This window comes from Symbioplanes lichenis (assembly GCF_030709675.1).
In the GTDB taxonomy this organism is placed as follows: Bacteria; Actinomycetota; Actinomycetes; order Mycobacteriales; family Micromonosporaceae; genus Actinoplanes; species Actinoplanes lichenis.
The window spans coordinates 659,613-672,166 of sequence record NZ_JAUZQD010000001.1 but is presented as its reverse complement, the minus strand read 5'-3'; the positions used below and the strand labels follow the sequence as shown (position 1 = coordinate 672,166).

At 72.2% G+C, this 12,554-nt stretch carries 13 protein-coding genes; 8 read left to right on the top strand and 5 right to left on the bottom strand.

All coding sequences use genetic code 11. The features are described 5' to 3' along the window. Positions 1 to 1,263 precede the first annotated feature (1,263 nt). Complete coding sequence (locus tag RAN62_RS03025) at positions 1,264 to 1,536, bottom strand: hypothetical protein (RefSeq protein ID WP_305782865.1); 273 nt, start codon at positions 1,534 to 1,536, stop codon at positions 1,264 to 1,266. A gap of 671 nt (positions 1,537 to 2,207) precedes the next feature. Between RAN62_RS03025 and RAN62_RS03020 the strand changes: the two genes are divergently transcribed. Next, positions 2,208 to 2,393, top strand: a complete 186-nt coding sequence (locus RAN62_RS03020) for a DNA-binding protein (RefSeq protein WP_305783054.1) — start codon at positions 2,208 to 2,210, stop codon at positions 2,391 to 2,393. Here RAN62_RS03020 and RAN62_RS03015 read toward each other — a convergent pair whose 3' ends face one another. Genes RAN62_RS03015 through RAN62_RS03000 form a run of 4 tightly spaced genes read right to left on the bottom strand, consistent with a single transcriptional unit; the run spans position 2,394 to position 5,690 of the window. Then, complete coding sequence (locus tag RAN62_RS03015; protein WP_305782864.1) at positions 2,394 to 3,692, bottom strand: DNA-processing protein DprA; 1,299 nt, start codon at positions 3,690 to 3,692, stop codon at positions 2,394 to 2,396. Continuing rightward, positions 3,689 to 3,814, bottom strand: a complete 126-nt coding sequence (locus tag RAN62_RS03010; RefSeq protein WP_305782863.1) for a hypothetical protein — start codon at positions 3,812 to 3,814, stop codon at positions 3,689 to 3,691. Before RAN62_RS03010 ends, RAN62_RS03015 begins: the two co-directional genes overlap by 4 nt. After that, the gene (locus RAN62_RS03005; protein ID WP_305782862.1) at positions 3,792 to 5,330 is read right to left on the bottom strand and encodes a YifB family Mg chelatase-like AAA ATPase; all 1,539 of its coding nucleotides are present in this window, start codon (positions 5,328 to 5,330) and stop codon (positions 3,792 to 3,794) included. The genes RAN62_RS03010 and RAN62_RS03005 overlap by 23 nt, the downstream gene beginning before the upstream one ends. Then, a complete protein-coding gene (locus RAN62_RS03000) occupies positions 5,331 to 5,690 on the bottom strand; it encodes a YraN family protein (RefSeq protein WP_305782861.1) in 360 nt (119 codons plus the stop codon). A 146-nt stretch (positions 5,691 to 5,836) separates the two neighbouring features. On the opposite strand from RAN62_RS03000, the gene RAN62_RS02995 reads away from it, so the two are divergent. The 7 genes from RAN62_RS02995 to rlmN all read left to right on the top strand — a co-directional run bounded on the left by RAN62_RS02995 (position 5,837) and on the right by rlmN (position 12,514). Further along, positions 5,837 to 6,652 (top strand): hypothetical protein, encoded by an 816-nt coding sequence (locus tag RAN62_RS02995; protein WP_305782860.1) that lies wholly within the window; start codon positions 5,837 to 5,839, stop codon positions 6,650 to 6,652. Positions 6,653 to 6,933: 281 nt separating this feature from the next. Continuing rightward, complete coding sequence (gene rpsB / locus RAN62_RS02990) at positions 6,934 to 7,827, top strand: 30S ribosomal protein S2 (protein WP_305782859.1); 894 nt, start codon at positions 6,934 to 6,936, stop codon at positions 7,825 to 7,827. Between the two features lie 72 nt (positions 7,828 to 7,899). Then, entirely contained in the window at positions 7,900 to 8,730 is an 831-nt protein-coding gene (gene tsf, locus RAN62_RS02985; protein WP_305782858.1) for a translation elongation factor Ts, read from the top strand. Between the two features lie 103 nt (positions 8,731 to 8,833). Beyond that, positions 8,834 to 9,598 (top strand): UMP kinase, encoded by a 765-nt coding sequence (gene pyrH / locus RAN62_RS02980; protein ID WP_305782857.1) that lies wholly within the window; start codon positions 8,834 to 8,836, stop codon positions 9,596 to 9,598. An 81-nt stretch (positions 9,599 to 9,679) separates the two neighbouring features. Continuing rightward, positions 9,680 to 10,201 carry a ribosome recycling factor gene (gene frr / locus RAN62_RS02975; protein ID WP_305783053.1) on the top strand — a complete coding sequence of 174 codons (522 nt, stop codon included), beginning with the start codon at positions 9,680 to 9,682 and terminating at the stop codon, positions 10,199 to 10,201. Beyond that, the gene (locus tag RAN62_RS02970) at positions 10,201 to 11,301 is read left to right on the top strand and encodes a phosphatidate cytidylyltransferase (protein ID WP_305782856.1); all 1,101 of its coding nucleotides are present in this window, start codon (positions 10,201 to 10,203) and stop codon (positions 11,299 to 11,301) included. The genes frr and RAN62_RS02970 overlap by 1 nt, the downstream gene beginning before the upstream one ends. A 34-nt stretch (positions 11,302 to 11,335) precedes the next feature. Next, complete coding sequence (gene rlmN / locus RAN62_RS02965; protein ID WP_305782855.1) at positions 11,336 to 12,514, top strand: dual-specificity RNA methyltransferase RlmN; 1,179 nt, start codon at positions 11,336 to 11,338, stop codon at positions 12,512 to 12,514. Positions 12,515 to 12,554: the final 40 nt, after the last annotated feature.

The following is a 12,554-nucleotide window of genomic DNA, read 5'->3' as shown; positions in this document are numbered from 1 at the left end:
GAGGCGCGCGCCGGCTGCCGACTGTGCCGCGTGCCGCTGGTTGCCGGGTCGGGGCGCTGGTCGTGATCCCTGGGCCGAGCCGCTTGCCGTATTTCCCGAGTCGCGTCGCCGCGCTCCTGCAGTGCCGATCGTGTTGGGACGGCGGTCGGATGGCGCGGTCCGGCGATATGCCACACCGATTGGTCCCTACACGTGGCAACCTCGTCCGGCTCGCCGGGTCAATGTCCGGCGGCTGGTTCGGCCCGCCGGGTCGGCGTGGGACGGCCTCTTTGGCCTGCCCGGGTCGGCGTGGGACGGCCATTTTGGGCTGGCCGGGTCGGCGTGGGACGGCCTTTTTGGGCTGGCCGGGTCGACTTGCGTCAGCTCGTTCGGCCCCTCATTGAGGTGGGTGCCCATCGCTGCCCTCGCTCGAAGCTGCCTTGATTCCGTGGTGTCCTGCCGAATTTGCTGTCATCTCGATGGGCGTACTGGCGCTGGCTCGCGGGTGATGAGACCGGGGCGCTGTCTTACGCGGACCGCGGTTGATGGCGCTTCGGCGGGGCGGGGCAGGCCCGAAGAATTTTGTCCCAGCGGGGCCAGATCAGGGACACCTTCTGAGCGCGCCAGAAAAGGGAAGCGCATCCGAGAAGGGCAAAGCGCGCCCGAGAATGCGAGAACCGTTCGGGAAGGGCGTGCAGATGTAGGGGGAGTCGCTGAGGGCGGCGCCATTTTCGGCGGGTCGTCCCATCCCTGAAGAGCACGTCGATTCACCTGATCGAGTGATTTGCCGCCGAGGCAGCAGTAGGGGCTTCCCGCGTTTCAAGGGTCGCGGCCGGTGGTGCGGCCGGGGGAGGTGCGCCGATGGAGCCGGGTGGAAGCGGCGCAGTTGGCCGGTTCCGTGGACCCGTGGGGGCGTTGGAGGCGGAGCCCCGGCGAAGTTGTCGCGGCTGGGTGGGGGTGTGGGGGCGGGGCGGGTCCAGGCGATGAAGCGGGACCACAGGTCGGCCGGGGCGGGGTTGAGGTCGGCGATGGCGACGGCGAGGTGGCCGTGCATGTAGACCGTCAGGCTCGAGGGGGACTTGCGGTACTCGGCCAATAGTCGGGCTTTTGCCTGGTCACAGGGCCAGGGTTTGCGGCAGGCCGCGCAATCCCAGCCTGGTGGGACTCCGATGTGTGCGGCCGGCGGCGGCTGGTTGGTGGTGGTGTCGACCATGGGTGGCCCCCAGTTCGGTGACGGCGGGTGCTGTGTGCGTAGCGGCAACGGAAAGCCGGGCGACGTGGTGTTCAGAGGTCGGGTTCCGGGGTGGGCGGGTGGGAGCGGCATGGGGGTCGGGGTGTTGGGGGCTTGACGGCGGGCGGGTCGGTGATGGAGGCGGGGTAGGTGTGCTCGGCGCGGACGGCGGCGAGGAATTCGGTGGGGCGGTGGGGGCGGGGTGGGCCGGCGGGCTTGGTGGTGCGGGGGTGGGGCTTGCCGCGGGGCGGGCGGGTCAGGACGGCGGTCGGGCTGTAGACGGTGGACTGCGGGCGGAGCTCCGGCGAGAACGTCCAGGTGGTCATCGTCGGAGGATCGGGGCCGGCCGGCGGCGCGGGTGGGAGCCGGCCGGGCAGCCGGGCGCTCGGCTGCCCGGGGAATGGCGGCAGGGGATAGGGCTCGTCGGCCCCGGGCGAGAGCGTCGGCATGGCGCCGTGGGGGAAGGCGCCGGGGCGTTGCGGCCGGTCAGGTGGGAAGTCTCGCGAGGCCGGGGTGGTCGCCCCGGGGGCGGGTGACGGCATGCGGCCTGGGCTGGGCGGCGACGGCTCGGGCGACTTCTCGGTGGGGGAGTGTGAAGGTGCCTGGTTCGACGCTGGTGGAATGGGCAGCGTGGAGCTTTGCATCGGCCCGGACGCGGGCGGCTCGGAACCGGGAGCCGGGGGCGGCGGGCCGTCGACCGGCTTCGCGGAAGTGTCGGGGACGGGCCGTTGAGGAAAGGGATCGCCGGGATGGCGGGTGTCTTGGGTGGATCGGGGACACGGGGCCGGGAGGCCGCACACGCAGAGCCGCCAGAGGGCGCGCCAGTCTCGTTTGTGGACGGCGTGAATGCGGTGCATGGGCGGATCGGCTCCCTGGTCATGCGGGGTAGTCATGCGACGACAGTAGTTGACGGAAAGCTAGCTGTCTTTCACCGAGTTGACCCATGACCAATAGTCATACGCCTACGGTCGATCATGTGGCTAAAGCAATCAAACTCATGGGCGCTCATGAGATCCGGGTCCGGCTCGGCGGAGTGAGCCGGCAGCGGGCTTACCAGATCACCAGCCGGGCCGATTTCCCCGAACCGGTGGCGGACCTCGCGCAGGGCAAGGTCTGGCTGACCGAGGACGTCGAGGCGTGGATGAAGGTCCATCGCCGCGACGTCGACGAATCCGACGACTGATCATTCCCGCTCCTCCGGAGCCGCGGGCAGTTCCTTCGGGCCCGGCGGCGATTTCCGCGTGCCCGCCGTGAGCTCGGCCAGCGGAAACAACGCCGCCGGGGCGGACAGTGCGGCCGTGCGGGACTCGGCGGTGCGTGCGGCTTTCGTGAGGGCGAATCCGTCGTCACGGCGTACGACCAAGCCTTTGATCTCCAGCAAGGTCAGCCGCTGCAGGACCGTGCGCAGCCGCACCCCGGCCCGCGCGGCCAGCTCCTCCGGGCCCGCCGTGCCGCGGTCCGGCACGGCCTCCAGGATTAGGGCGCTCTCCTCGTCGAGCTCGTCCCGGGCGTGGGTGCGGGCCCGGGCCGGCTCCGCGTAGTACTCGCCGATGCGGCCCACCTCGTCCAGCACCTGGGCCGCGTTGGTGACGACGCGCGTGCCGGGGCAGGCGCGGAGCAGCTCGTGGCAGCCGACCGACATCGCCGACGTGACCGGGCCGGGGACGATCAGCGCCGGTCGGTTGAGCGCCAGGACGCGGCCCATCGTCTGGACCGCGCCGCTGCGGGCGGCCGCCTCGACGAGGACCGTGCCTGCCGTGGCGGCGGCGATGACGCGGTTGCGGATCAGGAAGCGGTGCCGCAGCGGGTCCGCGCCCGGCAGCCACTCGCTCATCAACAGGCCGGCCTCGGCGATGCGCTCGAACATCGCGGTGTTGCTCACCGGGTACGGCCGGTCGACTCCACAGGCGAGCACGGCGATCGTGAGCCCGCCTGCCGCGAGCGTCGTCCGATGGGCCGCCGCGTCGATGCCCGTGGCGCCGCCCGAGACCACCGTCCAGCCCTGGTCGGCGAGGCCGAAGGCGATGTCCATGGTCACGTGCAACCCGTACGCGGTGGCCGCCCGCGCCCCGACCACGGACACCGACCGCTCGAGGGCCGCCCCGAGGGAGTGCTCGCCGCGGACCCAGATGCAGAGCGGCGGGCGTACGTCGCGGTGGACCCTGTCCTTCCGCCCGAACTCCAGGGTCGCCAGTGACTCGACCCGGTCCGGCCACTCGGGGTCGCCGGGCACCACGACCCGGGCACCGAGCCGGCGCGTGTGCTCGAGCGCCCGCTCGGCCATCCGGATCGGATCGTCCTTCTGCAGGCGGGGGCGCGCCACGGTGGCCAGGGCCGGGGTCGCGAACTGCCCGGCCCGCAGCGCGGCCAGCGTCGCCGGCGCACCGTGCTGCTGGACCAGCTCCCAGACCCTGCGGTGACCCGGCTCCACGAGCCACGTCAGCGCCACCCGGGCCAGGCGGTCGTCGTCCTCGGCGCTCATGCCGCACGGTCCGCGGGCTTCTCGGGGGCCGGCCGGCGGATGCCCATGTCGCGGTCGGTGCGGCGGGCGAGCAACCGGTCGACGATCGGGCGCAGGCGGTCAGGGGCGGATTTGCCGGTCATGGGCGTCTCCCATTCTGAGTTGGGCGGCCTCGGCGACGTCGGCGGCGCCGGGGGTGTCTCGTCCGTCGAGGTCCGCGATGGTCCAGGCCAGGCGCAGCACGCGGTCGAACCCACGTGCCGACAGGGCGCCGCTCTCCAAGCCGCGCCGGAGGCTCGCGGTGGCCTCGGCCTCGAGCCGCCACGGCGGACGCCGTAAGAAGGGGCCGGGCACGTCGGCGTTGACCTGCCAGCCCTCGCCCGACCAGCGGGCGGCAGCCGCCGCACGGGCCTTGGCCACCCGGGCGGCCACCGCCGCGGACGGCTCGGCCGGACCCGTCGCGGTCAGGAGCTGAGCGGCGCCCAGCGAGGCGAGCTTGATGTGGATGTCGATGCGGTCCAGCAGGGGGCCGGTGAGCTTGCCCAGGTAGCGGCGCCGTGCCCCGGGGGAGCACTGGCAGTATTGGTCGCCGGCCGGGCTCGCGCACGGGCACGGATTGGCCGCGAGCACGAGCTGCACCCGGGCGGGATATTCGGTGCTGCCGCGGGCACGGGCCAGGATGACCCGGCCGCTCTCCAGCGGCTGGCGCAGGGCCTGCAAGGTTCGGGCGGCGAACTCGGGCGCCTCGTCGAGAAACAGGACGCCCCGATGGGCGAGGGACAGCGCACCCGGCCGGGCGAGGCCGGGACCGCCGCCGACGAGGGCGGCGAGGCTGGCGCTGTGGTGCGGCGCCTCGAAGGGCGGGCGCCGGACGAGGGCACCCTCGGGCGGCAGCACGCCGGCGATAGATCGGAGTGCGGTCACCTCGAGGGCGGCGGCGTCGTCCAGCTCGGGCAGGATCGAGGGCAGCCGCTCGGCGAGCATCGTCTTGCCGGCGCCGGGCGGGCCGACCAGGGCCAGGTGGTGACCGCCGGCCGCGGCGACCTCCAGGGCGATCCGGCCGAGCTCCTGACCCGCGACGTCGGCCAGGTCGGGGCCGCCGGGCGGGGGTGGGCCGGCCTCCGGCGGCGGCACCAGCAGCAGGTCGTTGCCCCGGAGGAAGCCGATGAGCCGGCGCAGCGTGTCCACGGCACCGACGGCGATGCCCGGCACGACGGCCGCCTCCCGGGCGTTGGCCCGCGGGACCACGACACGGCGGATGCCCGCGTCGGCGGCGGCCGCCACCATGGGCAGCACGCCCCGGACGGCCCGCACCGCCCCGTCGAGGCCCAGCTCCCCGAGGAAGACGACGCCGTCGAGGGCCTTGAGCGGCAGCTCGCCCGCCCCGGCCAGCAGGGCGATGGCGATGCTGAGGTCGAACGCGCTGCCGAATTTCGGGAGCATCGCCGGGAGGAGGTTGACGGTGATGCGCCGGTTGGGCCAGCCCTCGCCGGAGTTGAGGATCGCGGCGCGGACGCGGTCGCGGGCCTCGTGCAGTGCGGTGTCGGGCAGCCCGGTCAGGACGACCGCGGGCAGGCCCTGGGACAGGTCGGCCTCGACCTCGACCAGGTGACCGGTCACGCCGACCAGGCCGACGCACAGGACTCGGGCGTAGCTCATCTAGAACGCCGATCGCAGGTGGTCGATCCGCGCGGCCCCCCGGCGCTGGAGGAGCACCGCCACGACGTCGAAGCGCACCTCGCGGGCGCGCTCCGGGTTCGCGGTGAACCAGTGGGCGGCCAGCCGGCGCAGGCGGGTCACCTTGGCCGGGCCGATCGCCTCCGCGGGAGTGCCGAAGGTCTCCCCACGCCGGGTCTTGACCTCGCAGAACACCAGGTCGTCGCCGTCACGCAGGATCAGGTCGATCTCGCCGTCGGCACACCGCCAGTTGCGGTCCACCAGCTCGAACCCTTGCGCCAGGAGGTGCCGCTCGGCGAGCCGTTCCCCGTACGCACCGACCGCTCGTCTCTCGTTCGTCATGGCCGCAGACGATGGCCGATCGGCGCCCCGGGCGGCGGGCGCCCTGTGGACAGAGCCCTACTGTGGATGACGCCGGGGTCGCCCAGGTGGGGCGAGTACCGTTGAGCGGTGGCATGACGTGCGGATGTGACCTACGGTGCTGATTCGTGGACGGACATCGCCGTTATGCCGAGGACCCCGAGCCGAGCTTGTACGCGGGGCGCCCGTCGCCCGAGACGACCGGCTCGCACGCCGCCCCGTCACCCGGCGGCAGCGCCTGGGACTTCGGCGTGCACGAGCGGCCCAGCGGCGCTTTCCGGCTGCCCGAGCAGCGGCCGGCGGCGTACCCGTCGCCCGATCCCGTGACGTCGACCGGGAGCCACGCGACGTCCCCCGCCGACTCCGGCGTGCTGCGCGTCCCCGTGCGCGGCCCGGAATATCCGGCGGTGCGCCCGGCCGGCAGCACTCCCGCCCCACCGGCGTACACCCCGCCGCCCGCCTACACCCCGCCGACGCCGGCGGCGTCGCCCGCGCCCGCCTACACCCAGCCCGCGCCCGCCCACACCCCGCCCGCGCCGGCCGATGCGCCACCTGCCGCCACTCCCGCGCCGGCCCCGGAGCCGGCGGGCTACAACGATCCGACAAGCATGGTCCCGCTGGCCGCCCGCCCCACGGGTACGCCCGAAGCCGTCTACAACTCCCGCCGCCCGCTATCGGCGGTTCTGTTCGCGATCGCCACGCTCGTCCTTCTCGTCCCGGCTGTCCGCCTTCTGGTCCAAGCGACTTTCGTGGACGATCCGGCCGCCCGCGGCGTCGTCCCGGCGGTGCTGCTCGTGCTCGGACTGCCCCTCACGGGCACCGGTCTCTACTCGCTCGCCGCCGGCGGCAAGGTCAACGGGCGGGACGCCTGGCTCCGGCCTCCGATCGCGTACCTGCCGGTGGGCCTGCTGCTCCTGGTCGCCGCCGGGCTGGCCGTGGCCTGAGGCAATCCGGCGAGAAGGTACGGAAGAGGGCGTAACCGAGCCCACGTCCCGCCCGGAAGCGAGCCACCCCGCCCACGGCGTATGCTTGTCCCCGGCGACCGCCCCGCGCGGTCGACCTCGCGCGCCCTCTGCAAGGTTCCCGCTCGCCTCGAGATCGGGTCTTGCGGCGGCGGCCCTCCCTGGTCCTGATCATCTCGGGTCCACCCTGGGCCGGCGACCGGGCGCCAGGACGCCCACCGCCGGTGAGCGTGACAACCAGGGATGACAGGGAGCAATTCACCATGGCCGTCGTGACCATGCGCCAGCTGCTGGAGAGCGGTGTCCACTTCGGGCACCAGACCCGGCGCTGGAACCCGAAGATGAAGCGCTTCATCTTCACCGAGCGCAACGGTATCTACATCATCGACCTGCGCCAGACCCTCGACTACATCGAGAAGGCGTACAGCTTCGTCCGCGACACCGTCGCCGAGGGCGGCTCGATCCTCTTCGTCGGCACCAAGAAGCAGGCGCAGGAGGCGATCGCCGAGCAGGCGACCCGCGTGGGCCAGCCGTACGTGAACCACCGCTGGCTGGGTGGCATGCTGACCAACTTCCAGACGGTCTACAAGCGGCTGCAGCGCATGAAGGAGCTCGAGGCCCTGGGTGACCTGAGTGGCACCGCCACCGGGTACACCAAGAAGGAGACCCTGCAGCTCTCGCGCGAGAAGATCAAGCTCACCAAGACCCTCGGTGGTCTGCGTGACATGACCAAGACGCCGTCGGCGATCTGGGTCGTGGACACCAAGAAGGAGCACATCGCCGTCGACGAGGCCCGCAAGCTGGGCATCCCCGTCATCGCGGTGCTCGACACCAACTGCGACCCCGACGAGGTCGACTTCCCGATCCCGGGCAACGACGACGCGATCCGCTCGGCCGAGCTGCTGACCAAGGTCGTCGCCGCCGCCGTCGCCGAGGGCCTGATCTCGCGTTCCGGCCGCAACCGCGGTGACGCCGACGCCAAGCCCGAGCAGACGGTCGCCGCCGGCGAGCCGCTGCCCGAGTGGGAGCGCGACCTCTACGAGGGCGCCGAGAAGAAGGCCGCCGACGGCGAGCCCGCCGCTGTCGCGGCCACCCCCGAGGTGCCCGCCACCGCCGAGGCCCCCGCCGCCGAGCCGGTCGCGACCGCCGCAGAGTAAGTCCTGCCGGAAGCCGGCCGCCGCGAGGCGGCCGGCCCCCCAGATCACGACTTCAGAGGATCAGAGAGAGTCATGGCCAACTACACCGCCGCGGACGTGAAGAAGCTCCGCGACCTCACCGGCGCCGGCATGATGGACTGCAAGAAGGCCCTCGACGAGTCGGACGGCGACTTCGACAAGGCCGTCGAGTTCCTGCGCATCAAGGGCGCGAAGGACGTCGGCAAGCGGGCCGGCCGCACCGCGGCCAACGGCATCGTCAGCCACTCCGGCAAGGCGCTGCTCGAACTCAACTGCGAGACCGACTTCGTCGCCAAGACGCCCGACTTCGTGGCGCTGGGCCAGACGCTGGTCGAGCACGGCGCGAAGAACAAGGTCGCCGACGCCGCCGCGCTGCTCGCCTCCACGCTCTCCGACGGCCGCGCCGTCGCCGACGTGATCCAGGAGTTCTCCGCGAAGATCGGCGAGAAGATCGTCATCAACCGCTTCGCCGAGGTCGAGGGCAACGTCGCGGTCTACCTGCACCGCAAGGCGCAGGACCTGCCGCCGCAGGTCGGCGTCCTGGTCGAGTACAAGGGCAAGGACGACGAGGCCGGCGAGGACGACGCCCGCGCGGTCGGCATGCAGATCGCCGCCATGCGGCCGAAGTTCCTCACCCGCGAGGAGGTCCCCGCCGAGACGGTCGCCAACGAGCGCCGCATCGCCGAGGAGACCGCCCGCGAGGAGGGCAAGCCGGAGCAGGCGCTGCCGAAGATCGTCGAGGGCCGGGTCAACTCCTTCTTCAAGGACTTCGTCCTGCTGGAGCAGCCGTCGGTCACCGACAACAAGAAGACGGTCAAGCAGGTCGCGACCGAGGCCGGCATCGAGGTCACGCGCTTCGTCCGGTTCGAGGTCGGCCAGGAGTAATCCAGGCCCTCACGCACTGCGCGGGAGGTCGGGTGCTGGACAGGCGCCCGGCCTCCCCGTCACATAAGGTCTCGGAAGTAGCGTTGGAGAAGGCGGGGTCCGCATGACGATGGTGAGCGAGCAGACTGCCTCGGCCGAGGAAGTCCCGGTCCCGCGGCCCGAGCGGCCCCGGCGAGTCGTCCTGAAGCTGTCGGGCGAGGTCTTCGGCGGCGGTGGCGTCGGCGTCGACCCCGACGTGGTGCAGGGTCTCGCGCGCCAGATCGCCACGGTCACCCGGCGCGGCGTGCAGGTCGCCGTGGTCGTCGGCGGCGGCAACTTCTTCCGCGGGGCCGAGCTGCAGAAGCGCGGCATGGACCGCAACCGGGCCGACTACATGGGCATGCTGGGCACCGTCATGAACGCCCTCGCCCTGCAGGACTTCCTGGAGAAGGAGGGCATCGAGACGCGGGTGCAGACCGCGATCACGATGGCCCAGGTCGCCGAGCCGTACATCCCGCTGCGGGCCATCCGGCACCTCGAGAAGGGCCGTGTCGTGATCTTCGGCGCCGGCGCGGGCATGCCTTACTTCTCCACCGACACCGTCACCGCCCAGCGCGCGCTCGAGATCCACGCCGATCTCGTGCTGATGAGCAAGAACGGCGTCGACGGCGTCTACACCGCGGACCCGCGCACCGACCCCGGGGCCCGCAAGATCGACCACATCACCTTCGCCGGCGTGCTCCAGCAGGGCCTGCGCGTCGCCGATCAGGCCGCGTTCAGCCTCTGCGAGGAGAACGGTCTGCCGATGCTCGTCTTCGGGGCCCAGGGCGACGACACTATCGTCCGTGCCGTCAGTGGCGAGAAGATCGGCACCTTGATCACCGCGTGACGTCCTTTCCGTGAAGGACCTGAGAAGCAAGGAGGCGACGGAGTGGAGATCGACGAGATCCTCTTCGAGGCCGAAGAGAAGATGGAGAGCGCGGTCGAGCACGCCAAGGAGGAGTTCGCCGCGATCCGTACGGGCCGTGCCACGCCGGCGATGTTCTCCAAGATCGTCGTCGACTACTACGGCGCCCCGACCCCCGTGCCGCAGATGGCGTCGATCGGCATCCCCGAGCCGCGCATGGTGATCGTGAAGCCCTACGACGCCTCGCAGATCGGGGCGATCGAGCGCGCGATCCGCGACTCCGACCTGGGCGTCAACCCCAACAACGAGGGCACCCAGCTGCGGATCCACCTGCCGCAGATGACCGAGGAACGGCGCCGCGACATGGTGAAGCTCGCGCGCGGCAAGTCCGAGGAAGGGCGCGTGGCGATCCGCAACGTGCGCCGCAAGGCCAAGGAGCAGATCGACCGCTCGGTCAAGGACGGCGAGGTCGGCGAGGACGACGGGCGCCGGGCCGAGAAGGAGCTCGACGACACCACCGCCAAGTACGTCGCCGTGGTCGACGACCTGGTCAAGCACAAGGAAGCCGAGCTGCTCGAGGTCTGATGTCGTACCTCGAGCCCCGCGGCGGGCACCCCTCAGCCGGCGGCCGGGCGCCGGGATCTCCCGGCGCCTCCGGTCCGGAGGGTTTCGCCCCCGACGCGAGGTTTGACCGGTCCGCCGGTGTGGAAAGCACCGGTGCACCTGTCGCGGAGCCGGCGTGGGCTGCCCCCACCGCGGCGACCTCGACGTCCCAGGCGGAGTGGGAGTTGACGACAGCCGAGGCGACCGCGCGCCGGGGCCCGGGCAAGCGGCGCGCCGGGCGTGACGGCCGGCCCGCGCCCGCGAAGCCGGCCGGCAAGGCGGGCCGCAACCTGCCCGCCGCCATCGGCGTGGGCGTCGGCCTGGTGCTGGTCGTCTTCGCCTCCCTGTTCCTGTGGAAGCCGGCGTTCCTCGGTGTGATCGCCGTCGCGTCCGGCGTCGGCGTCTGGGAGATGGTCCGCGCCCTGCGCGTCGCCGGGCCCCGGCCGCCCCTGGTCCCGCTGCTCGGCGGCGCGGTGCTGATGACCGGCCTGGCCTGGTACGGCGGACCCGACGCCCTCCAGCTCGGCCTGCTCGCGACGCTGCTGGCCGCGCTCGTGTGGCGCTTCAGCGAGCACAAGGACGGCTTCCGGCGCGACCTGGGTGCCGCGGCGCTCATCGCCGTGTACGTACCCTTCCTGCTCGGCTTCGGCGTACTGCTCGTGCTGCCGGAGGACGGCCCGCAGCGGGTGCTCTGCACGCTGCTCGCGATCGTGCTTTCCGACACAGGTGGCTACGCGGCCGGCGTCTTCCTGGGCAAGCACCCGATGGCCCCCACGATCAGCCCCAAGAAGTCCTGGGAGGGCTTCGGCGGCTCGGTCGTCGGCGCCGGGGTGGGCGGTGCGCTGCTGCTGCACTTCCTGCTCGACGTGCCGTTCCAGTGGGGTGCACTGTTCGGGGCGGTGATCGCGGTGGTGGCCGTACTCGGCGATCTGGCCGAGTCGATGCTCAAGCGCGACATCAAGATCAAGGACATGAGCAACCTGCTGCCCGGGCACGGCGGGCTGATGGATCGCCTCGATTCCATCCTCTTCGCTGTCCCCGCGGCGTACCTGCTGCTCTCCCTCATCGCGCCGCCGGGGTAGGCATGCGCAGCCGACGTGGGAGACTGGAGAGGCCATGACGATTCTTCCGGTCATCCCGACCAGCCCCGACGCCCCCGACGCGGTTGCCACGCGCCGCCGCCCCGCCATGCCGCCGCGCCATTTCGCCGATCTCGACTCGGCCGGGCGCAAGGCGGCCGTGACCGAGCTGGGCCTGCCCGCCTTCCGGGCCAAGCAGCTCTCCACGCACTATTACGGGCGGCTGGTGCGCGATCCGGAGGCGATGACCGACCTGCCCGCCGCCGCCCGCGCGCAGATCGCCGGCGACCTGTTCCCTCCGCTGCTCACCCCGCAGCGCGAGCTGGCCTGCGACGACGGCGCGACCCGCAAGACGCTCTGGCGCCTGCACGACAACGCGCTGGTCGAGAGCGTCCTCATGGGCTATCCCGACCGGGTCACCGCGTGCGTGTCGAGCCAGGCCGGCTGCGGCATGGCGTGCCCGTTCTGCGCCACCGGCCAGGCCGGCCTCACCCGCAACCTCTCCGTGGCCGAGATCGTCGACCAGGTCGTCTATCTGGCCGGCGTGGCCGCCTCCGGCGCGGTCACCGGCTCCCCGCCGCGGCTGTCCCGGGTCGTGTTCATGGGCATGGGCGAGCCGCTCGCCAACTACCCCCGGGTGATCGAGGCCGTGCGCCGCATCACCGCGCCCGCGCCGGAGGGCCTCGGGCTCTCACAACGGCACATCACCGTCTCCACCGTGGGTCTCGTGCCCGCTATGCGCCGTTTGATCGCCGAAGAGCTGCAGGTGACCCTTGCGTTGTCCCTGCACGCCCCCGATGATGATCTGCGCGATGAACTGGTGCCCGTCAACCAGCGCTGGAAGGTGGCCGAGGTGCTCGATGCCGCGTTCGACTACGCGGCGCAGACCGGTCGCCGGATCTCCATCGAATACGCCCTGATCAGGGACGTAAACGATCAGCCTTGGCGCGCCGACCTGCTTGGCAGGCTGCTGCACGGCAAGCTGGCGCATGTGAACCTGATCCCGCTCAACCCCACGCCGGGCAGCAAGTGGGACGCCAGCCCCAAGCCGGTCGAGCGGGAGTTCGTCCGCCGGCTGCGCGAGGCCGGCGTGGCCACCACGGTCCGCGACACCCGGGGCCGCGAGATCGACGGTGCGTGCGGCCAGCTGGCCGCGAGTGAGCTGACGACGGTGGACGCGGGAAGCCCCGCCGCCGACGCGGAGGTGGCACGATGACTGGGCTCGAGTCCCAGCGGATGCGAATTTGGGAGACGTT